The sequence below is a fragment of the Lysobacter sp. CA199 genome (assembly GCF_052078715.1).
GTDB lineage: Bacteria > Pseudomonadota > Gammaproteobacteria > Xanthomonadales > Xanthomonadaceae > Lysobacter.
On sequence record NZ_JBQJIL010000021.1, the window covers coordinates 1 to 19,837 of the forward strand.

The following is a 19,837-nucleotide window of genomic DNA, read 5'->3' on the forward strand; positions in this document are numbered from 1 at the left end:
CACCTCGGCCTCTCGCAGCTTGTGGATGATCTCTTCGGAACTAAAGCGCTTCTTGGGCATGGTCCAAATCTCCTTGGTCATAGTTTATGAACAATCGATCTGGATCAGTTTTTTCAGGTCAGGTCAGCCTGACGCCTCAGCCACTTCGACATAGTCGCACTTCTCGCTTGCCGCCACGTGCAGTGCAGCCGCCTCGCGGATTGACTGTAGGCGAGACCATGACGAACCGAGCTTCCGCGCAAGCTTCGGGAAGTCCGCCTTATCGTCGGCTTCAAAGACGTAGGGAGACACCTTAGCCCTTGGATCAACCGCACGAGACGGAAGCGTACTGCTTGTTGGTGCGCCATCACGCCTGCCCACGAAAGGCGCAATCAGGGCTAGGACAACGAAGCCTAGGAACACCATGAGGATCACCAGGAGGCACCCTGACGACCTTTTGAGTTTGGCGCCGCACTTCGGACAAGCATCCACCTTCGCGCTCATCTCCCCGCCACATTGCTTGCACTTCACAATAGCCATTGGTTCCCCTATGTCGTGTGGTCATGCGGCCATAGGCACCCGCCAATGTGCCTATAGGCCGTGGACTATAGGCTACACGGAAACGACATTCGCCACATGGCGAAGTCGGACCCACAGGACATTGGCGCGATCTTCGGTGGCGTACTGCAACGCCATCGAGCGCGCGCTGGCCTGAATCAAGAAAATTTGGCCTTCGGAGCGGGCGTGGACCGCACCTTCGTTTCACGCCTTGAGCGTGGTATCAGGCAGCCTACGATCACCACCCTGATTGGACTGGCCGATGCGCTGGGCATATCTGCGTCCATCCTCGTCCAGGAGACCGAGGCGGAGTACAAGCGTATAAAACCGCGCAAGTAGATCAGAGGCACCTGAAAGGAGGCATCTATCTCAGAGTGCCTCGTCATGGCAATTTTCAGGGCACCGACGTCAGCCCGATTAAATCTTTCGAGAGGCGGAGGCAAAATTGCCTCGCGGCCTGACTGCCTCTGCACGCAGCCGCACGCCCCAAACTTCCCCCTACCCACCCCGCCAGCATGCCGCCAAGGCGAACAGGCGGCCTTACAGGCTCAAATAGCCACGCAGCCGATGCCAAGAACATCGCCCGCCCCTTAAGGCCACTGCCGCTCCTGTCAACGCCCCCGTATTCCGTGGTCGTTGTTTTCCGGTTGCTTGACGGTTTGAGGTGTCGGTATCGGAGGTTTACACGCCGGAGCAACCGGGGAGCGTAAGCACGCCGATAAACAAGAACATCACCGCAATGATCACAGCGGCTGCGAAGGTGCTAACGCCGCACCAGAGAGAACGCAGCCGAAATGCCGAAACGCCCAGCAAAATGCAACCAAGAGCCCCGACCATGACTGCGGCCAGCAGAACCCACGCTCCTACAGGTTGGCAAAGGTAGGCGCGGGTGAGATAGACGCCGCCTGCGTAGATTGCTAGGCACGCCACAAAGAGCACTATCGGCGTTTTTAGCCCTTGAGCCGCCTGGTTGCTGCCTTTCATAGTTCGTTGCCAGGGTGCGGTAGCGATCAGCGCCCGCAGATGTAGGGATGAGCCGTAAAGGCCAGCGTTCGATTAGCGTCCGCGGCAATGGCCGCGGCATCACCGAAGGCTTTGTAGGCGATGGTGCCGCGCACTAGCTGGCCCGGCTCAATGCGCACCTCGCCGCATCCACCAGGGCAATACGCACTGCCCGTCGGCAACAAGCTTTTCGGGCCGGTTGCAGTGTTCAACACCGCACCATCGAACCCAGCCGGCAAGCCGGCTTCGGCCGGCCAGCTTTCCTTCGACAAACAAAGTGCGACAACGGCCTTGGACATCAGCACCAGGTCGAATCGCCGCTGACTAGGATTGTCGGTAATGGCCAGGGTGAAGTCTGTGTCCGGTGCCCAGCGAATGGCGGCTATCGTCGCGCAACCGGCGACTACCAAGGCAGCCGCGAGAAAGATCAGGCGATATTTCACCGTGCCTGATCCATTAAGTGGTCAGGATTAACCAGGCGTTGTGGTGAGGGGAGAGATTGAAAGATTTGCTGCTGCGCCGGGGTGCCGAATTTGTAAGCCGAGACCCCGTTGACCTTTTGGTCGGTATAACCGAGTGCGGCATGTCCGGTTTCGTGCCCAACACCCCACGCCAGCACGGAGCGACTATTGAACCCGGAATGATTGAGATTAACGATCACCTGGGTCGGGCCGCTGGTCGGCACACCTGCCAGCACATCGGGGGTCATGTTGCTGTAGGCCGCTGTCATCGCAGTAGCCGTCATGCCGTTGGCAGGGATAGCGTTGGGGCCGGTGTCGCGAAGGGTCGATGCCATCGTGGACATATCGCCTGCCACCTGGGCCAGGTTGGCAGGTGTCGCAGACCCTGCGCCGAAGTTCTTCTCGAACGTCCGCTCGACACCAGCCAATCCCTTACCCGTTTGAAGGGCATTGGTGATTTTCCCAGCAGCCTTCTCAAGGCTGCCGGCCGCACTTTGTTGTGCGCGATCGAACTTCTTCCATTGTTTGTCGTCGAAGCCGGTTCCTCGGCTCAAGCGACCATCTGGATCGGTGAAACGATAAGGGTTGTTATTGGCATAGTGGTAGCGGTTGAAGTTCGCGCCGTTGTTTGGGTTCGCCTGCACGGGATCACCCGAGACGAAACGGGCATGCGCGCTTCCCGTAGCCAACAGCAGCGCCAGAAATCCAGTTTTCAGATATGTGCTCTTGCTCATGGTCGCCCGCCTCGCCCCTTCTCGCGTTGGATGGATTGTAGATACTTTTCTTCCTGCTCGGGCGTCTTGGGCGCCCAGCCCAGTTCCTCGGCCTTGGAGAACCAGGCCAGGTTCTCCCGGCTCAGCCGCTGGAAGTCGGCCTGCTTGTCCTTGGGGATATCCACCGGCCGGGGATACTTGCTGACGTAGCGGTCTTGAAGTTGAAGGTAGTAGGCGTTGGCCTTGTGGATGATAGCCACCGTGTCCTTGGGGTTGGCAGCCAGGGCCATTTCGGCCACGGCCAGCAGATCGCCCCCGCGTTTCTGTGCTGCGTATTGCTCCATGAGGGTGCTTGCCATGACGCCAACGGCTTCGCGCGGGGACAAGGGACGCAGATAGATTTCGTTCTGGATGGCAAGCGGGCCGATGCCGGTTTCCCGCTCATAGCTGCTGTCGGCCTTGAAGCCGCCGGCGGTGGCTTCGACATTGAGCCAACGCCCTTCGTCATCCACAAACTTGACCATGACATGGTCGGGCGCGGTTGCCAGCGCCATGATCAAGCCCAACCGCTGGCCCAGGATGGCAACAAGGATCGGCATAGACACGCAGTTGCCCTTGCGCGTCCTCAGATAGGTTGCCAGCAGCTTGTTCTGGCGGTTCTTGCCGAGTGGGTCGTTCAGATCGTACGAAAAGGGCTTGCTGCCGTTCCAGGGGCCGGGCTTATAGAGCGTATCCAGCAGCACATCCAGTTCGGCGCGTTTGGTCAGGCCGACAGGCGTGCGCTGCTTGATGGCTTTGGTCAGCGCGTCGAGTTCGCGCAACACTGCGGCCTTGTCCGTCGAAGGATCGATCAGGCGATCAATCGTCAGCTTGGCATCGGCCAGGTCGATCTGGTCTTCAGGCGTCTGAAACAGCGCGTGCAGCGGGGCAAGTTGTTTGCTTGATTGAGCGGAGGCAGCCGCGCCCACATTCGCCATTCCGAATATGAAGATGGCGCCAAGCGTGAGAAGTAATGACCGCATTCCCTATGCCCCCTATCCTTCCGCGATGCTAGCCAGCCCTTGGGCCTTTGTCCATCGGGGCTAGGTGCCAACCAGCTTACGCGTCCGGCGTTTCTGGCCGGCGGCCCTGCCAGCCCCGACGGTAGCGCATAGCCTGTGCGGCCATACGCGCCGCCTGCACGGCATGCGCAACGCGCTGCCAGCCGGCGGTGCGTGCACCCATAGCCCGTCAAACTTTGATAGGGCCGAACATCCCTGTGTAGATCAGGGCATTCCAGATCTTCTTTATCGCCTGCCCGGTCTCTTGGCTCACAAAAAGTGACGACCGACTGCCGTGCGGCCTGCCGAGGAAATAGGGTCGCATCGACTCCCACGTCTCGGCGACTTCTGCCCACTGCCAACACGGTATCTCCTTATCTAGGAGCAAGGGCATAGCAATGGGCAACGGAATCATCCCATCCATGCCAAGAGACTTTTCCCAGTTGCACTTGACGAGTATTGGAGTGGCGTTCGGGTTGTATAGCTGCACATCCAGCTTTTCCGCCGTAATCGTGGCGATGGGGTGATAGGGAAATGCAGCAACCGAGTCAATAACGTCCTGACCGTCGCCATAAGGGCAAGTAATAAACCCCTTGGCGAAGAATCTGGTGTGGTCGAGACCTTTGTAGCCGCACTGCTCGCTTGGCGTCGTCGTCGGGTGGCGGCTGTCGTGGTTGTAGACCAGCGGGTGCCAAGTGGGGTAGCTATCAACCACAGGGCCAAGCTCATCAATGATGTCCCGCAAGGCCTCTCTACTCCGCGCCCGCTGTGCCTCGTCAGCGTCCCGCGCTCGCGGGACGAGATAGGCCTCTACTTCCTCAAGCCCGATTCGTGCTGCTTCGTCTGCTCTGAATGCCATGTTGCGCTCCGTGTCTGACCTGCCTACGCATGGTTAGTCATGTTTGCGAATAAATCAAGCATTCTGTGCGAAATACTGAAATATCACGCATAGCATCGGAGCTTCACGACGCCGCAGACAAAGAAAAAGCCCCGAAGCCTATCGGCTCGGGGCCCTTGTGTATGGCGGTGGGTCAGGGATTCGAACCCTGGAAGGGGTCACCCCCTTGCTAGTTTTCAAGACTAGTGCCTTCAACCGCTCGGCCAACCCACCATTCTGCAATGTGCTTACGGGGCGCTTACTCGGTGCAGTGGGAGCCTCGCGTCGTATCCGCTAACCCATTGTTCTAGAAATATTTTAACTACTCCCTCGCCACCGGCACGCCGGTTTTCAAGACCGCTGCCTTAAACCACTCGGCCATCTCTCCGTTGCAGGCGCGGGCCGTGTATCCCGCGCGGAACTCAACACGAAACCTGGTTTCGCGAAGGGGCTTCGATGCATCGCCCTGCACACCCGGCTTTGCGCCGGACGCGCGCTATTGTCTCACGCCGGGGCGGAAATCTTCACCGGCTTGTCGGCTTTCTTGCCGTCGCGGCCGGCGATGCTGTCCGGGCACGGGCCGCCGCCCTTGATGTCGCTGCACTGCAGGCGCGCGGATTCGACCAAGGACGGCGCTTTCTCGGCCAGGAAGTCGATGAACACCCGCACCGCCGGGAGCAGGCCGCGGCGCGAGGCGAACACGGCGTGGAAGATGCCCTGCGGCAGGCGCCAGTTGGGCAGCACCACTTCCAGGTCGCCACGGCGCACGGCTTCGGCGCAGACGGTTTCCGGCAGCAGGGTGATGCCCACGCCCTGCTCGGCCAGCGCCATCAGCATCGGGAAATCGAAACCCATCACCCGCGGCTTGAGTTCGATCTTGCGCACCTCGCCGTCGGGACCGTGCAGTTCCCAACGCTGACGCGCATCGTCCTCGCTGACGCTGAGGGTGACGTGATCGGCCAGTTCGTCGGGATTGCTCGGACGGCCCATCCGGGTCAGGTATTTCGGGCTGGCGACCAGCAATTCCTGGATCTGGCCGAAGCTGCGCATCACCAGGCTGCCGTCGTCGTCGAGCTTGGAACGCACGCGCAGGGCGACGTCGACGCCCTCGTTGATGATGTCGACGCGACGGTTGCTGACGTGCAATTGCACGCGCACCTGCGGGTACTTGGCCAGAAACTCGGGCAGCAATTTCGGGATCTGCTGCTGGGCCAGACCGACCGGGACGCTGACCCGGATCACCCCGCGCGGTTCGGCGCTGAGCCGGTCGACCACTTCGCGCGCCGCCTGGGCCTCGGCGAGCATCGATTGGGCGTGGCGATACACGCTGTTGCCCACTTCGGTGACGGCGAAACGGCGGGTGGAACGCTGCAACAGGCGCACGCCCAGATCGGTTTCCAACTGGCTGATACGGCGGCTCAGACGCGACTTGGGAATGCCCAGCGCGCGCTCGGCGGAGGCAAAACCGGCGTGGTCCACGACCATCGCGAAGTAGTACAGGTCATTGAGATCGTGCATGGCGATAGTTCCACAATTAGAACAGCGAGTGATATTTAACCAGCTTTATCCCACGACCGCAACGATGCAGACTTTGCTCCAACGCGGCGACGCCCGATTTCCAGCCTAACGAGGCCCACCATGAAGCTGCTGCATATCGATTCCAGCGCCCTGGGCGCGAATTCCGTGACCCGTGAGCTGTCCGCGGCGGTCGCGGCTCGTTGGCAGGACACCCTGCCGGGCCTGACCGTGGACTACCGCGATCTGGACACCGATCCGATTCCGCATCTTACCGGTCGTTCCCTGGCCAAGGCCGATCCGGCCGAAACCGAGGAATCAGAGCGCATATTGCAACAATTCCTGGCGGCCGACGTGATCGTATTGGGTGCCCCGATGTACAACTTCGGCATTCCTTCCACGCTCAAGGCCTGGATCGACCGGATCGCGGTCGCCGGCAAGACCTTTCGCTATACCGCCGAGGGCCCCGAAGGCCTGGCCAAGGGCAAGAAGGCGATCATCGTCAGCGGCCGCGGCGGTCTGCACAGCGGCCAGCCCAGCGATTTCCAAGAGACCTACCTGCGTCACGTACTTGGTTTCATCGGCGTGACCGATGTCGAGTTCGTGCGTGCCGAGGGTGTGTCTTACTCACCTCAGCATCGTGCCGATGCGCTTGCGGCCGCGCATGCTTCGATCGCGCAGCCGCAGCGAATGGCGGCCTGATGTTCCGTGTCTGTCCCGCTGTAACCGCATAGCTCCTGATGCAACGTGCGGATCCAAGCCCGGCGTTCCCTCCCCCACGCCGGCATTCGCCGGGTCCTGACCGACCCGGCTTTTTTATGAGTCAGCGTTTCGCGGGGCCTGGCATCCATGCACGCGACACCCAGCAACGGCCCAGCAGATAGCCGGCGATAAAGCCCAGCGCCGCCCCGGCCGGCAGCGACAACAACGTGATGAGAACGCCAGGATCTTCCAGGGGACCACCGATCCAAGCCGGTATCGACCATGCCACGGCGATCAACGCCAACCCGGTCGGCACGCCAACCACAATGCCTAGCGCCGCGCGTGCGGCCAGCCCCAGATTCGTCAGCGGCCGCTCGCGTTTGCGATTGACCCGATACAACAACGCGAACTGCACGGCCATCCACACCGCCAGCAGCGGCAAGACGATGCTGGCGATCGCGAACGCATCGCTGAGCCAACCCATTGCGCCATCTCCTTGTCGAGCCGTGACGCGATGCCGCGATGCGGCGGCCACAGCCCGCGCGAGGATCAGGCCAGGGTTTCCAGCCCACCCATATAACGCCGCAGCGCCTGCGGCACGGTGATCGAGCCGTCGGCGTTCTGATAGTTCTCCATCACCGCGATCATCGCCCGGCCGATGGCGACGCCGGAGCCGTTGAGCGTATGCACCGGCTCGGGCTTGCCGGTGGCCGGATTGCGCCAGCGCGCCTGCATGCGCCGGGCCTGAAACGCCTCGCAGTTGGAGCACGAGGAAATTTCGCGGTAGCTGTTCTGGCTCGGCAGCCACACTTCCAGATCGTAGGTCTTGGTCGCGGAGAAGCCCATGTCGCCGGTGCACAACAGCATGCGGCGATACGGCAAGCCCAAGGTTTCCAGCACCACTTCGGCGCAGCGGGTCATCCGCTCGTGTTCGGTGTAGCTGTCCTGCGGGCGGGCGATGGTGACCAGTTCGACCTTCTCGAACTGATGCTGGCGGATCATGCCGCGAGTGTCGCGGCCGGCGCTGCCGGCCTCGGCGCGGAAACACATCGAGTGCGCGGTCATGCGCAGCGGCAACGCGGCGTCTTCGACGATCTCGTCGCGCACGATATTGGTCAGCGGCACTTCCGAGGTCGGGATCAGATAGCGTTTGCTTGCGCTCTCGCCTTCGCCGACCAGGGTCGCGAACAGATCGTCCTCGAACTTGGGCAACTGGCCGGTGCCGCGCATGGAATCGGCGTTGACCAGCAGCGGCACGTTGGTTTCCTGGTACTCGTGCTGCTCCACGTGCAGGTCGAGCATGAACTGCGCCAGCGCGCGGTGCAGCCGCGCCAACTGGCCACGCAGCACGGTGAAGCGCGCGCCCGACAACTTGGCCGCGGTTTCCGCGTCGAGCCAGCCGTGGCGCGCGCCGAGTTCGACGTGATCCTTGACCTGGAAATCGAATTCGCGCGGCGTGCCCCAGCGATGCTGTTCGACATTGCCGCTCTCGTCCGCGCCGAGCGGCACCGAGTCGTGCGGCAGATTGGGGATACCCAGCGCGATCGCCTCGATCTCGGCCTTGATCGCGTCCAGACGCGCCTCGCCGAGCTTCTGCTCGTCGCCCATGCTCGACACCTGGGACATCTGCTCGGAGACGTCCTCGCCCTTGCTCTTGCGCTTGCCGATCTCGCCGGAAAGCTTGTTGCGCGAAGCCTGCAGTTCCTGGGTGCGCACCTGCACCATCTTGCGCTCGCTTTCCAGCGACGCCAGCGCCGCCGGGTCCAGGGCGTAGCCGCGGGTAGCGTGCAGACGGGCGGCGAGTTCGCCGGGCTGTTGGCGCAACAGGTTCGGATCGAGCATGACGTAGCCGGATGTGGCGGGGAGAACCGCAGATTATCGCGTCAAACCGGCTTTTTCGCGAACCGCGCCAATGCCCGCCGCGATCGGAGCGCCGTCCCGACGCGCCACGGCGCCGACGGCGCCTGCCGTTTCGTTGCAGAATGCACGCCATCACGAATTCGCCGTCACCCTTCCGACCCGCGAGCCGCCTGCCCTATGTCGACGCCTTCTCCCGCACCGCGCCGTTCCTTCGATATCGCTTCCTGGCTGCCCTCGGGCAAGGCTTGGTGGTGGGTGCTGGGCGCGTTCGCGATCGGTCTGACGCTGTTCGCCTGGGTCTGGTCGAGCAACCGCAATCGCAGCGACGGCTTCTACCGCGCCGGCGAAGGCGATGCGCCGCCGACCGCCACGCAGCCGTTCTACGCGCCGCTGCCGGCACCCGCGCCCGCCGACGGCAGCGCCCCCGCGGCGCCGCAACCGACGCCGGCCGCGGCTCCGGACAGCGCGCCGGAAGAACAGCCGCGACTGGTCGAGAACCCCAATCCGCCGGCGCCGCCGCAATCGCTGCCGAACCCGACCGCGCAGGCGCCGGCCGCTCCCAGCGGAGCGCATGTCCCGGCCGCGCCGTTGCCGGGCAATCGCCCGCCGCAGTACCCGACCGCGTCGCTGCGCCGCGGCGAAGGCGGCACGGTGCGGATCCGCGTGCGGCTGACCGAACAAGGCGCCATCGAAGACGCCGAAGTGGCGGAAGGCAGCGGCTCGCGCGCGCTCGACCGCGCCGCGGTCGGCGCCGTGCGCGGCTGGCGCTTCCGTCCGGCCACGCGCGGCGGCCGGCCGGTCGCCGATACGGTGATCGTGCCGATCACCTTCAATCCCGAGCAATAAGCGCGACGATCAACGCGTGGCCACTGAAGCCTGTCCGCACCCAGTCCCACGGCCTGGCCCTCGCCCCGCTCGAATCGCCCGTTGAATCGCCCCTGAACCGCATACACGCTGCGTTCACCATCGGCTAACGGCGCGACTTAGAAGCTCGCCCTCCGCGATCCCATTCCCCCGGGGATCGCCGCAAGGAGGTCGGCATGAGCAACCCATCACATTCCATCGATCCCAATACGCGCGAACACGTTATGCCCCCGCCGGACCCCGCCGCGCCGGAAGCGGCGGCGCTGGAAGCTTCGCCGGGCCGCACCGGGCTGTGGCTGCTGATGCTGTTGCTCGGGGCGACGCTCCTGGGCTGGTACCTGTACGGCAAGCGCCCGGCCCCGCCGCCGCCGGCCGCGGCGCATCCGGTGGTGACCCTGCCGCCGGCCCAAGGCAGCGCGGAGCAGAACGCCGCGGTGGCCTCCAGCGATGCGGCCAAGAAAGCCGCCGTGACCAAGGCCAAGGCGGCTCAAGCCAAGGCCGTGGCGGCCAAGCCGCGTTCCACCCAGGCCCGGCCGATCGCCAGCCGCAGCCCGGAACCGCGTTACCCGGCCACGGCGCTGCGTCGCGGCGAGGCCGGCACGGTGGTGCTGCGGATCAACGTCGGCGCCGACGGCGTCCCCGACGACGTCGCGGTGGCGCGCCGCAGCGGCTCGCGCGAACTCGATCGCGCGGCGATGCTCGCAGTGCGCGACTGGCGCTTCAAGCCGGCGACCCGCAACGGCCGCGAAGTGGCCTCGGTGGTGGAGCAGCCGGTGGAGTTTCGTCCGGGTCAATGAAACCGCGTCACATCCGAAGGCCGACCCAGCCTCGACCATGGTGGCGAACTGCGGTAACGACGCATGTAACTTACCCGCACGCAACTGTGATCGAACCATCCTGACAGTCGCAAGCGCATAGAACGGCGGCCCCTGGGCCGCCGTTTTTTCGGCCAGCGCGCCAAAGATTAAGCCGCGATCCGAACGAAAAGCGTCGGGGCTGAAAGCCCCTCCCACAAAAGACCTCCAACAGTAACCGGTACTGAAAAAAGCCAGTCCCGGAAACGACGACGGCGGCTCAAGGCCGCCGTCGCTTGCATCCAGTTTGAAACATCATTCTTACGCGGCGGGCGAAACTCGCATCCCCGCCTTCGCCGCCAAGGCCTCGAAGCCCGGAAACGAGGTCGCCACATTCGCCACATCGCCGATGCGCACCTCGCCCGAAGCCAATTGCGCGGCGATCGACAGACTCATCGCGATACGGTGATCGCCGTGGCTGTCGACGCTGCCGCCGTGCAGCGCGCCGCCGTCGATGATCGCGCCGTCCGGCGTCTCCTCGATCCGTGCGCCGAGCGCGCGCAGGCCGGCGGCCATGGTCGCGATGCGGTCCGATTCCTTGACCCGCAACTCGGCCGCGCCGCGGATCACGCTGCGGCCTTGCGCGACAGCCGCGGCGGCGAACAACGCCGGAAACTCGTCGATCATGTCCGGTACCAGCGCTTCGGGCACTTCGATGCCGCGCAAAGGCGCATACCGCACGCGCAGATCGGCGACCGGTTCGCCGCCTTCGGCGCGCGGGTTTTCCTCGACGATGTCCGCGCCCATCAGCCGCAGCGCGGCCAGCAGACCGGTGCGGCGCGGGTTCATGCCGACCGCTTCGAGCAGCAGCTCCGAACCCGGCACCACGCTCGCGGCGACCAGGAAGAACGCGGCCGAGGAAAAATCCGCCGGTACCGCGACATCGGTCGCGCGCAGCGTGTGGCCGCCACTGAGCCTGGCATAGCCGGGCGAGAACTCGATCGGCCAGCCGAACGCGGCGAGCATGCGCTCGGTGTAATCGCGGGTCGGATGCGGTTCGTGCACCACGGTCTCGCCGCGCGCATACAAACCGGCCAACAGCAGCGCCGACTTCACCTGCGCGCTGGCGACCGGCAGGGTGTACTCGATGCCGAGCAAGGCGCGGCCGCCCTGGATGCGCAACGGCGGCAAACCGCCCTGCTGCGTATCGATGCGCGCGCCCATCGCCGCGAGCGGTTCGGTCACCCGGCGCATCGGCCGTTTGGACAAGGACGCATCGCCGATCAATACGCTGTCGAAGGCCTGTCCCGCCAGCGCGCCGGCGAGCAGGCGCATGCCGGTGCCGGCGTTGCCGCAATCCAGCGGCGCATCGATGCCGCGCAGGCCGTGCAGACCGACGCCGTGGACGATGCGTTCGCTCGCGCTCGGAGTTTCGATGCGCACGCCCAGGCGTTCGAACACCCGCGCGGTGGCGCGGGTGTCTTCGCCTTCGAGAAAACCGGTGACGCGGGTGACGCCCTGCGCGAGCGCGCCGAGCATCACCGCGCGATGCGAGACCGACTTGTCGCCGGGCACGCGCAGCGAGCCGCGCAACGGCGCGCCCGCGCCGGCGATCCACGCCTGTTGCGCGTCGCCGCCGTGATCCGCGCTGGCCGCGCTCATGCCAGCACCTCGTCGAGCGCGGCGAGCAAGCGGCGATTCTCGTCGGGCGAACCGACGCTGATGCGGATGCAATCGGCCAAGCCATAACCGCCCATCGGCCGCAGGATCACCCCGCGTTCGACCAGCGCCGCTTCGACCTGCGACGTACGCGCGCCGAATTCGACCAGCACGAAATTGGTCTGCGACGGAAACACGCGCAGGCCGCGCTTGGTCAGCGCTTCGGCCAACCAAGCGCGTTGTTCGGCGTTGCGCGCGCAGGCCCACTGCAGATGATCGGTATCGCCGAGCGCGGCTTCGCACGCGGCCAGCGCCGGGCCGTTGACGTTGAAGCTCTCGCGCAGACGCTCCATCACCGCGACCAATCCCGGCTGCGCCAGCAGATAGCCCACGCGCAGGCCGGCCAAACCATAGGCCTTGCTGAAGGTGCGGGTCACCACGAGATTCGGATAACGGTCGAGTACGCTCAGCGCGCTGACGTAGTCCGGGGCTTCGGCCATTTCGGCATAAGCCTCGTCCATCACCACGATGACTTCGCTCGGCACCCGGTCCAGGAACGCGACCAAGTCGTCGCGGCCGAACCAGGTGCCGGTGGGATTGTTCGGATTGGCGAGGAACACCAGCTTGGTGTCCGCGCCGATCGCCGCGGCGATCGCACCCAGGTCGTGGCCGTTGGCCATCGCCGCATCGCGCGGCAACGCCTCGACGATGCGCATCTGCGCGCCGGCGGCCTGGGTCGACAAAGCGAACACGGCGAAGCCGTAGCGCGAGAACACGATATCCTCGCCCGGTCCCGCGAACACTTGTCCCAATTGCATCAACAACTCGTGCGAACCGTTGCCGAGCTGGATCTGCTTGACGTCCACGCCGTGCCGGGCCGCGAGCGCGCGCTTGAGATCGGCGCCGAGCGGATCGGGATAACGGTGCAGCGCGTGCAGGCAATCCAGGATCGCTTCGCGCGCGGCCGGCGACGGGCCGTAGGGGTTTTCGTTGGAACCCAACTCGGCCAGATTCGCCTCGCCGAAACGCTTGCGCAGGGCCACCAGATCATGGCCCGGATCGTAAGCCTTCAGGCGCTGCACGCCCGGTTGCGCGCGCGCGGCGAACCAGGCTTCACTGAAGCGAGCCTCAGCGAAAGCCGACGCCTGCGATTGCGGTGCCGCCTGACTCATGCGATCGCCACCGGGTAGGAACCCAGAACCTTGACCTCGTGCGCGAGTTCTTGCAGTTCGTCCAGGGCTTCGCGCATCGCCGGCTCCTGCACGTGGCCGCCGATATCGACGAAGAACGCGTACTGCCAGCGGCCGGTATGGCCTGGGCGCGATTCGATCCGGTTCATGCTCAGGCCGCGCTTGGCGAACGGCGAGAGCACATTGTAGAGCGCGCCCGGCTCGTCCTTGATGAAGATCAGCAGCGAGGTGCGGTCGTTGCCCGACGGGGTGAACAGTTCGCGGCCGATCACCAAGAAACGCGTCGTGTTGTCGGGCCTGTCTTCGATCGGCCCTGCGACATTGCGCAGGCCGTAGATATTGCCCGCGCTGGCGCCGGCGATCGCCGCCGCGTCGTCGGCGTTGCGCGCGCGGCGCGCAGCTTCGGCATTGCTCGACACGGCGATCTTTTCGGCCTTGGGCAGGTACTGGCGCAGCCAGGCCTTGCACTGCGCGAAGGACTGCGGGTGCGAATAGACGCGCTCGATGTCCTCGATCCGGCCGCTGCGCGAAAGCAGATGCTGATGCACGCGCAGCTCGACTTCGCCGCTGATCTTGAGCTTGGAGGTCAGGAACATATCGAGGGTCGACTGGATCGTGCCCTGGGTGGAATTCTCCACCGGCACCACGCCGAAATCGGCGCTGCCGGCTTCGACTTCCTGGAACACTTCCTCGATGCTCGCCAGCGGCAGGCCGTGGATCGAATGACCGAAGTGTTTGTACACCGCCTGCTGCGAATGGGTGCCTTCCGGGCCGAGGAAGCCGATCTTCAGCGGCTCCTGCTGGGCCAGACAGGCCGACATGATTTCGCGGAACAGCCGCACCAGCACTTCGTCGTTGAGCGGGCCGTCGTTGCGGTCGACCACCCGGCGCAGCACCTGGGCCTCGCGCTCGGGGCGGTAGTAATCCACCGCCGCGGCGAGCTTGCCCTTGGCCTTGCCGACCTGGTTGGCGAACTGCGCGCGCTCGCCGATCAGTTCCTGGATGTGGCGGTCGATGCCGTCGATGCGTTCGCGCAGCGTGGCCAGATCGGGCAATGCTACGGCGGGCGAAGCGTCTTCGACCTTGGCCGGTTTCGGCTTGGCGATCTTCTTTTCCACCGCCGCCTTCGAAGCGACGGCCGGTTTCTGCTTACCGGCCTTGGCCGGCTTGCTCGTGTTTGATTTGGTCTTGCGGGACTTGTCGGTCATTTTCGTCTCATCGCTTCCGAAGGGGCTTCTATGCCATCCCTGGCGGAACATGACTGCCTTCGGATAGCCCGGCCCGGCCATCCATGGCCGGGCGTTCGCCGCCGCGGCCGATGCCGACAGGGCATCGGCCAAGCGCGGCTACTCACCCATGCCGTTGTTGGAAATCTTGCATGAAGGACGCCAACGCCTGAACACCCTTTTCCGGCATCGCGTTGTAGATCGAAGCGCGCATGCCGCCCAGGGCGCGGTGGCCCTTGAGCGAGATCAAGCCCGCCGCTTCGGCTTCCTTGAGGAAGGGCTTGTCGAGCGCTTCGTCCTTGAGGAAGAACGGCACGTTCATGCGCGAACGCGCGGCCGTGGCGACTTCGTTACGATAGAAACCGCCGGAGGTGTCGATCACCCCGTACAACAGCGCCGACTTGCGCGCGTTGCGCTTGGCGAATTCTTCCACGCCGCCTTCGGCCAGCATCCACTTGAACACCAGGCCCGCCAGATACCAGTTATAGGTCGGCGGCGTGTTGAGCATCGACTCGCCCTTGACGTGGGCGCGGTAATCGAAGATTTCCGCGCGCGGCTGGCCGGCGCGTTCGAGCAGCTCGCGCTTGACGATGACCACGCTGACGCCGACCGGGCCGAGGTTCTTCTGCGCGCCGGCGTAGATCACGCCGAACTTGGACACGTCCAGCGGCTCGGACACGATCGAGGAGCTGAAGTCGGCCACGAGCGGAACGCTGTCGGTGTCGGGGATGTCGCGGAACTCGACGCCATGGATGGTTTCGTTGGCGGTGTAGTGAACGTAGGCCGCGTCCTTGGACAGATTCCATGTATCGCGCGCCGGAATGTCGCGGAAACCGCCGGCCTCGCCGTTGGCGGCCACGTTCGCGCTGACGTAAGGCTTGACCTGCTTCAATGCGGTCTTGCCCCAGTGGCCGCTGACCACGTAATCCACGGCCTGGCCGGGGTTGGCGAAGTTCAGGGCGATCAGCGCCTGCTGCGCGGTCGCGCCGCCTTGCAGGAACATCACCGCGTAATCGTCCGGGATCGACATCAGCGCGCGCAGATCGCGCTCGGCCTCGGCGGCGACCTGGATGAACTCCGGTCCGCGGTGGCTGAGTTCCACGATCGAGGCCCCGGCGTTGTTCCACTCCAGCAGTTCCGACTGCGCCTGCAGCAAGACCGATTCGGGCAGGGTCGCGGGACCGGCACTAAAGTTGAAAGCGCGGGACATCGGTGGCTCCGGGGTTATGGGGTGGGCCCCGCAGTATGCCGCAGTGCAGCACCGTGTGTACGTGTCGTTACCTGCGCAACTTTTGCCGTCCTGGCTGCCTCTATCAGGTACCGGGCCGCGTATCGGAATACTTGCGCCCGGGCGGCGTCTCACAGCCGTCTTCCTTAGAAAGCACGTTATCGGAGCCGTCCCATGTCGTTGCGCGAAGTCCTCAAAATCCCCGCCTCCCGGATCACCGACGAGACCGTCTACCGCGAGCGCCGGCGTCTGTTGACGGCGCTGGCCCTGAGCCCGGCGCTCGGCCTGTCGGGCTGCGCCGAGGCCGAGGCCCCGCCGCCGCCCGCGGCCGCGCCGCCTAGTCCGGAACAGGTCAAGGCCGGGTTCCGCACCGACGAGCCCCTGACCCGCTACCAGGACGTCACCGGCTACAACAATTTCTACGAGTTCGGCACCGGCAAGGGCGACCCGTCGAGCGCGGCCAAGACCCTGCGTACCAGCCCGTGGACGGTCGCGGTGGGCGGCGCTTGCGCCAAGCCCGGCAAACTCGCGCTGGAGGATCTGATCAAGGGCCTGACGCCGCAGGAACGGGTCTACCGGCTGCGTTGCGTGGAAGGCTGGTCGATGGTGATTCCGTGGCTGGGCGTCCCGCTCGGCGACGTCCTCAAGCGCTTCGAGCCTACCTCCAAGGCCAAGTACGTCGCCTTCACCACCCTGGCCGACCGCAAGCAGATGCCGGGCATCGCCTACCCTTCGATCGACTGGCCCTACCGCGAGGGCCTGCGCATCGACGAGGCGATGCATCCGCTGACCCTGCTGGCGACCGGCTTGTACGGCAAGCCGCTGCCGCAGCAGAACGGCGCGCCGCTGCGGCTGGTGGTGCCGTGGAAGTACGGCTTCAAGAGCATCAAGTCGATCATCGCCATCACCTTCGTCGAAAAGCGGCCGGTGACCAGTTGGAACGAACTGCAACCCAGCGAATATGGATTTTTCTCCAACGTCAATCCCGACGTCGACCACCCGCGCTGGAGCCAGAAGACCGAGCGCCGCATCGCCGGCACCGGCAGCAAGCTGTTCGCCGACCGCGTTCCGACCCGTTTGTACAACGGCTACGGCGATCAGGTGGCCAGCCTGTATGCGGGGATGAACCTGCGGACCTGGTTCTGAGATGGCCGAGGATTCCGCAACACCGGCTGCGGCCTTCGCGCGCGCGGCGCGGCCGACACCGAAACGCAGAACCCCGCCCGGTGTGATCGCCGCCAAAGTCGCGGTTCACGCGCTCGCGCTTACGCCCGCCGCGATCCTGGCCTGGCAGATCCGCGAGGAGTTTCTTACCGGCACCGGCGGACTGGGCGCCGACCCGATCGCCGAGATCGAGCACCGATTGGGGCTGTGGGCCTTGCGCTTGCTGATGATCGCCCTGGCGGTCACGCCGCTGCGCCAGCTCACCGGTCAGGCGGTGCTGCTGCGCTTCCGGCGCATGCTCGGCCTGTACGCGTTCTTCTATGCCAGCCTGCATCTGACGGCGTATCTGGTGCTGGACCTGAAGGGTTACTGGACCCAGATCTTCGAGGAGATCGCCAAGCGCCCTTACATCACCGTGGGCTTCCTGGCGTGGCTGCTGCTGATCCCGCTGGCCGTGACCTCAACCCAGGCGATGATGCGGCGACTGGGCCGGCTGTGGGGGCGCCTGCATCAACTGGTCTATGCGATCGCGGTACTGGCGGTGCTGCACTTCTGGTGGCTGGTCAAATCCGACATCCGCGAACCGGCGCTGTATGCGGCGATCCTGGCGGTGCTGCTGGGTTGGCGGCTGTGGCGCAAGTTCGCCGACGCCAGGACACGGGCGAAACTGGCGCAAGCGCGTTGAGCGTGGTTGCCGTTTGCGAATCCTTCGGCATGGGCCGGTCGCCGGCCTTCGGATGCAGTCGGGGCTGAAGCCTCTCCCACAAAAAACCTCGCGGCTCTACGTTTTTTGTTTTGCGGGCCAGGCCACGCATGTCCGAAGTTTTTTGTGGGAGGGGCTTCAGCCCCGACAGCCAGCCGCCACCCAACTCAAGCGCAAGCGCGCTCAGCGCGCACCGTACAGCAGCAGCAATCCCAGCAACCCGGCCATCACCACCGCCGCCAGCAGCAGCCAGGGCATGCGCCGCACCGAGGACGGCAACGCCGACGGCGGCTGCGGACGCGCTTCGTTGGCCGCGGCCTCCTGGGACAGTTGCGCCTGCAAGGCTTCGGCCGCGCTGAACTGACGGGTCGGCGCTTCGATCACGAAGCGATGCTGGCCGTCGAGCAGCAACTGATCGCCGGGTTTGAGCAAGGCATGCCGCACCGGCTGGCCGTTGACCACGCTGCCGTCGACCGAACCCACGTCGCGCAGCACCACGCCGTCGGCGTGCGCTTCCAGACGCGCGTGCCGGTCGGCGAAAGCCGGCTCGTTGATGCGGATATCGCAGTCGCCGGCGCGACCGATCACCTTGGGCTGCTCCAGCGTGTAGCAACGGCCGTGATGGATGCCGCCGACGCCGCGCACGACCATGCGCGAATCGGCCGGAATCTCCACCCCGAACGGCGGCGCCGACTCGGGCTTGTCGGCCACCAGCAGCAGTTCCACGCCATCGAGGAAGATCGCATCGCCCGCGCGCAGCATCGCCATGCGCTTGACCGGCCGGCCGTTGACATGCAGTCCGCGCAGGCCTTCGCGCACCTGCAGCCAGACGCCGCGGCGGTCGACGGTGAATTGCGCGATCGCCGCGGCCGGATCCTCGACCAGGACGGTGCGGCCGGCGCTATCGCGGCCGATGGCGTGCACACCCGGCTTGAGTGCTAGGTCGCCATGTTCGCGGTTGGGGTATCGGAGTTTGAGGGCGCTCACTCGGCAAGAATCTAGCAGGTTGTGGATTCGGGCACATCCCGCGTGCGCGGCCGACTAGATGAACAAGACTGACGAGCACACGCAACGACAGTGATCGGACACGCCCTGCGACGGATCGTCACCAGCGCGGTGCCGCGCGGCCGCTTCATCCGACACCGGCGAAGACACTTCGAGCGGACTTGGATGCGCCCCGCCCTGGCCGCACAATAGCCGGCTCCAGGGAGAACCCAGACCATGTCCAGCATCGATATCCAGCACCCGCATCAGCTCGCTCCGGCCAAGGCCCGCAAGGCCGTCGAGGAAGTCGCGCAGAAGCTCGCCGAGCGTTTCGACGTCGAGTACGGCTGGGTCGGCGACACCTTGAACTTCGCCCGCAGCGGCGTGGACGGCAAGATCTCGCTCCAGCCCAACCAACTGCACGTCACCGCGCAACTGGGCTTTCTGCTGGGCGCGCTGAAGGGGCCGATCGAGTCGGAAATCCGCCGGGTTCTGGAAGAACGCTTCAAGTAAACCGCCGACCGGCCGCGTCGGGCGTCAGCTATCGGCGAACATCCCCTCGTCGCCGTCGAACAACCGCCGGGCCACATCGCGTTCGTCCTGTTCGATCTCGGCGATGAACTCGCGCACGTCGCCCAACTGCGCGAACGCGGCGAAACCGCGCTCCAGAAAGCCCTGCAGTTCCGACAGCCCGGCCGCCTTGGCCGGCCCGCGCGATAACCTGAGCAGCGTGCCGATGCCCGGCATGCGCACCGCCTTGCCCAGGCCCAGGCCGACCCGCGCGATCAGTTCGACCTGGTGCTCGCGCAAGCGCGGCAGGCCGCAGGCGCGATAGGCCTGCGCGTACAGCGCCCCGTCCAGCTTGCGCCGGCGCGGAGCCAGTTCGTGCAGGTACTCGCTCATGCGCAGGTCGAAGGCCTGGGTCAGCAGGCCCAGCTCGATGGCGTCGGCCACCGTCGCCAACAGCGCGCCCGGCAGCAGTTTCTGCATCATCGGCAGCACCTTGGCGATGTCGGCGTCGCGACGGCTGAAATCGCGGTCGTTGTAGACGTCGCTGAGAAAGAACTGCGCCGCCGGACGCCGGCGCGGGTCGCGCAGGAAGCGGTCGAAGCTGGCCTCCAGCCGCCGCGCCTGCCATTGCCGCAGCTCGGGCAGCCAACGCAGGCGGTTGCGCGGGTCGCGCCGCGGATCGTGCAGGGCCTGGTGGCGGGCCAGCATGCAAGCCAATCGGCGGCTGAGGTCGGTCGTCCTGGACATCGTGGGCGATGATCGCGGCGCCCGCGTTCGGCCGCAAGCCATGGCGGCCGCTTCCGCCTCG

21 protein-coding genes and 1 tRNA gene are annotated in these 19,837 nt (G+C 65.2%); 7 read left to right on the forward strand and 15 right to left on the reverse strand.

Annotation, left to right across the window (positions count from 1 at the left end):
- The first annotated feature begins 615 nt into the window (after positions 1-615).
- Positions 616-876 carry a helix-turn-helix domain-containing protein gene (locus ACTOWJ_RS28360; RefSeq protein WP_441337994.1) on the forward strand — a complete coding sequence of 87 codons (261 nt, stop codon included), beginning with the start codon at positions 616-618 and terminating at the stop codon, positions 874-876.
- Positions 877-1,218: 342 nt separating this feature from the next.
- Here ACTOWJ_RS28360 and ACTOWJ_RS28365 read toward each other — a convergent pair whose 3' ends face one another.
- The 7 genes from ACTOWJ_RS28365 to ACTOWJ_RS28395 form a co-directional block, all read right to left on the reverse strand.
- Complete coding sequence (locus ACTOWJ_RS28365) at positions 1,219-1,521, reverse strand: hypothetical protein (RefSeq protein WP_441337995.1); 303 nt, start codon at positions 1,519-1,521, stop codon at positions 1,219-1,221.
- 26 nt (positions 1,522-1,547) lie between these two features.
- Positions 1,548-1,982, reverse strand: a complete 435-nt coding sequence (locus ACTOWJ_RS28370; protein WP_441337996.1) for a hypothetical protein — start codon at positions 1,980-1,982, stop codon at positions 1,548-1,550.
- Positions 1,979-2,734 carry a hypothetical protein gene (locus ACTOWJ_RS28375; RefSeq protein ID WP_441337997.1) on the reverse strand — a complete coding sequence of 252 codons (756 nt, stop codon included), beginning with the start codon at positions 2,732-2,734 and terminating at the stop codon, positions 1,979-1,981. The genes ACTOWJ_RS28370 and ACTOWJ_RS28375 overlap by 4 nt, the downstream gene beginning before the upstream one ends.
- On the reverse strand, positions 2,731-3,735 hold the full coding sequence (locus tag ACTOWJ_RS28380; protein WP_441337998.1) for a transglutaminase family protein: 1,005 nt from the start codon (positions 3,733-3,735) through the stop codon (positions 2,731-2,733). Before ACTOWJ_RS28380 ends, ACTOWJ_RS28375 begins: the two co-directional genes overlap by 4 nt.
- Positions 3,736-3,943: 208 nt before the next feature.
- Complete coding sequence (locus ACTOWJ_RS28385; RefSeq protein ID WP_441337999.1) at positions 3,944-4,612, reverse strand: hypothetical protein; 669 nt, start codon at positions 4,610-4,612, stop codon at positions 3,944-3,946.
- 162 nt (positions 4,613-4,774) lie between these two features.
- A tRNA-Ser gene (locus ACTOWJ_RS28390) sits at positions 4,775-4,864 on the reverse strand.
- Positions 4,865-5,134: 270 nt separating this feature from the next.
- Positions 5,135-6,148, reverse strand: coding sequence for a LysR family transcriptional regulator (locus ACTOWJ_RS28395; protein WP_441338000.1), 1,014 nt, complete (start codon positions 6,146-6,148; stop codon positions 5,135-5,137).
- A gap of 120 nt (positions 6,149-6,268) precedes the next feature.
- Here ACTOWJ_RS28395 and ACTOWJ_RS28400 point away from each other — a divergent pair, with 120 nt between their 5' ends.
- Entirely contained in the window at positions 6,269-6,847 is a 579-nt protein-coding gene (locus tag ACTOWJ_RS28400; RefSeq protein ID WP_441338001.1) for an FMN-dependent NADH-azoreductase, read from the forward strand.
- A gap of 121 nt (positions 6,848-6,968) precedes the next feature.
- On the opposite strand, the gene ACTOWJ_RS28405 is transcribed toward ACTOWJ_RS28400, so the two are convergent.
- Entirely contained in the window at positions 6,969-7,331 is a 363-nt protein-coding gene (locus ACTOWJ_RS28405; RefSeq protein ID WP_441338002.1) for a hypothetical protein, read from the reverse strand.
- A gap of 65 nt (positions 7,332-7,396) precedes the next feature.
- Positions 7,397-8,689 carry a serine--tRNA ligase gene (gene serS, locus ACTOWJ_RS28410; RefSeq protein WP_441338003.1) on the reverse strand — a complete coding sequence of 431 codons (1,293 nt, stop codon included), beginning with the start codon at positions 8,687-8,689 and terminating at the stop codon, positions 7,397-7,399.
- A 195-nt stretch (positions 8,690-8,884) separates the two neighbouring features.
- Between serS and ACTOWJ_RS28415 the strand changes: the two genes are divergently transcribed.
- Complete coding sequence (locus ACTOWJ_RS28415) at positions 8,885-9,553, forward strand: energy transducer TonB (protein WP_441338004.1); 669 nt, start codon at positions 8,885-8,887, stop codon at positions 9,551-9,553.
- Between the two features lie 194 nt (positions 9,554-9,747).
- Positions 9,748-10,368 carry an energy transducer TonB gene (locus ACTOWJ_RS28420; RefSeq protein ID WP_441338005.1) on the forward strand — a complete coding sequence of 207 codons (621 nt, stop codon included), beginning with the start codon at positions 9,748-9,750 and terminating at the stop codon, positions 10,366-10,368.
- Positions 10,369-10,686: 318 nt separating this feature from the next.
- Here ACTOWJ_RS28420 and aroA read toward each other — a convergent pair whose 3' ends face one another.
- The 4 genes from aroA to serC all read right to left on the reverse strand — a co-directional run bounded on the left by aroA (position 10,687) and on the right by serC (position 15,650).
- Complete coding sequence (aroA, locus tag ACTOWJ_RS28425; protein WP_441338006.1) at positions 10,687-12,027, reverse strand: 3-phosphoshikimate 1-carboxyvinyltransferase; 1,341 nt, start codon at positions 12,025-12,027, stop codon at positions 10,687-10,689.
- Complete coding sequence (gene hisC / locus ACTOWJ_RS28430; RefSeq protein ID WP_441338007.1) at positions 12,024-13,196, reverse strand: histidinol-phosphate transaminase; 1,173 nt, start codon at positions 13,194-13,196, stop codon at positions 12,024-12,026. The genes aroA and hisC overlap by 4 nt, the downstream gene beginning before the upstream one ends.
- Entirely contained in the window at positions 13,193-14,422 is a 1,230-nt protein-coding gene (gene pheA / locus ACTOWJ_RS28435) for a prephenate dehydratase (RefSeq protein ID WP_441338008.1), read from the reverse strand. Before pheA ends, hisC begins: the two co-directional genes overlap by 4 nt.
- Before the next feature lie 142 nt (positions 14,423-14,564).
- Positions 14,565-15,650, reverse strand: a complete 1,086-nt coding sequence (serC, locus tag ACTOWJ_RS28440) for a 3-phosphoserine/phosphohydroxythreonine transaminase (RefSeq protein ID WP_441338009.1) — start codon at positions 15,648-15,650, stop codon at positions 14,565-14,567.
- A 192-nt stretch (positions 15,651-15,842) separates the two neighbouring features.
- Here serC and msrP point away from each other — a divergent pair, with 192 nt between their 5' ends.
- Both msrP and msrQ read left to right on the forward strand, forming a co-directional pair.
- Entirely contained in the window at positions 15,843-16,814 is a 972-nt protein-coding gene (gene msrP, locus ACTOWJ_RS28445) for a protein-methionine-sulfoxide reductase catalytic subunit MsrP (RefSeq protein WP_441338010.1), read from the forward strand.
- 82 nt (positions 16,815-16,896) lie between these two features.
- Entirely contained in the window at positions 16,897-17,517 is a 621-nt protein-coding gene (gene msrQ, locus ACTOWJ_RS28450; protein WP_441338011.1) for a protein-methionine-sulfoxide reductase heme-binding subunit MsrQ, read from the forward strand.
- A 201-nt stretch (positions 17,518-17,718) separates the two neighbouring features.
- Here msrQ and ACTOWJ_RS28455 read toward each other — a convergent pair whose 3' ends face one another.
- Complete coding sequence (locus ACTOWJ_RS28455; RefSeq protein WP_441338012.1) at positions 17,719-18,522, reverse strand: FHA domain-containing protein; 804 nt, start codon at positions 18,520-18,522, stop codon at positions 17,719-17,721.
- Positions 18,523-18,756: 234 nt separating this feature from the next.
- Here ACTOWJ_RS28455 and ACTOWJ_RS28460 point away from each other — a divergent pair, with 234 nt between their 5' ends.
- Entirely contained in the window at positions 18,757-19,032 is a 276-nt protein-coding gene (locus tag ACTOWJ_RS28460; protein ID WP_441338013.1) for a polyhydroxyalkanoic acid system family protein, read from the forward strand.
- Between the two features lie 24 nt (positions 19,033-19,056).
- On the opposite strand, the gene ACTOWJ_RS28465 is transcribed toward ACTOWJ_RS28460, so the two are convergent.
- Complete coding sequence (locus ACTOWJ_RS28465; protein ID WP_441338014.1) at positions 19,057-19,737, reverse strand: FFLEELY motif protein; 681 nt, start codon at positions 19,735-19,737, stop codon at positions 19,057-19,059.
- Between the last annotated feature and the right edge of the window lie 100 nt (positions 19,738-19,837).

Coding starts and splice junctions, on each gene's coding strand:
- pheA (WP_441338008.1), bottom strand. CDS start 14,422: ATGACCGACAAGTCCCGCAAGACCAAATCAAACACGAGCAAGCCGGCC.
- hisC (WP_441338007.1), bottom strand. CDS start 13,196: ATGAGTCAGGCGGCACCGCAATCGCAGGCGTCGGCTTTCGCTGAGGCT.
- msrP (WP_441338010.1), top strand. CDS start 15,843: ATGTCGTTGCGCGAAGTCCTCAAAATCCCCGCCTCCCGGATCACCGAC.
- ACTOWJ_RS28365 (WP_441337995.1), bottom strand. CDS start 1,521: ATGAAAGGCAGCAACCAGGCGGCTCAAGGGCTAAAAACGCCGATAGTG.
- aroA (WP_441338006.1), bottom strand. CDS start 12,027: ATGAGCGCGGCCAGCGCGGATCACGGCGGCGACGCGCAACAGGCGTGG.
- serS (WP_441338003.1), bottom strand. CDS start 8,689: ATGCTCGATCCGAACCTGTTGCGCCAACAGCCCGGCGAACTCGCCGCC.
- ACTOWJ_RS28460 (WP_441338013.1), top strand. CDS start 18,757: ATGTCCAGCATCGATATCCAGCACCCGCATCAGCTCGCTCCGGCCAAG.
- ACTOWJ_RS28375 (WP_441337997.1), bottom strand. CDS start 2,734: ATGAGCAAGAGCACATATCTGAAAACTGGATTTCTGGCGCTGCTGTTG.
- ACTOWJ_RS28360 (WP_441337994.1), top strand. CDS start 616: ATGGCGAAGTCGGACCCACAGGACATTGGCGCGATCTTCGGTGGCGTA.
- serC (WP_441338009.1), bottom strand. CDS start 15,650: ATGTCCCGCGCTTTCAACTTTAGTGCCGGTCCCGCGACCCTGCCCGAA.
- ACTOWJ_RS28405 (WP_441338002.1), bottom strand. CDS start 7,331: ATGGGTTGGCTCAGCGATGCGTTCGCGATCGCCAGCATCGTCTTGCCG.
- ACTOWJ_RS28420 (WP_441338005.1), top strand. CDS start 9,748: ATGAGCAACCCATCACATTCCATCGATCCCAATACGCGCGAACACGTT.
- ACTOWJ_RS28395 (WP_441338000.1), bottom strand. CDS start 6,148: ATGCACGATCTCAATGACCTGTACTACTTCGCGATGGTCGTGGACCAC.
- ACTOWJ_RS28400 (WP_441338001.1), top strand. CDS start 6,269: ATGAAGCTGCTGCATATCGATTCCAGCGCCCTGGGCGCGAATTCCGTG.
- ACTOWJ_RS28415 (WP_441338004.1), top strand. CDS start 8,885: ATGTCGACGCCTTCTCCCGCACCGCGCCGTTCCTTCGATATCGCTTCC.
- ACTOWJ_RS28380 (WP_441337998.1), bottom strand. CDS start 3,735: ATGCGGTCATTACTTCTCACGCTTGGCGCCATCTTCATATTCGGAATG.
- ACTOWJ_RS28465 (WP_441338014.1), bottom strand. CDS start 19,737: ATGCTGGCCCGCCACCAGGCCCTGCACGATCCGCGGCGCGACCCGCGC.
- ACTOWJ_RS28385 (WP_441337999.1), bottom strand. CDS start 4,612: ATGGCATTCAGAGCAGACGAAGCAGCACGAATCGGGCTTGAGGAAGTA.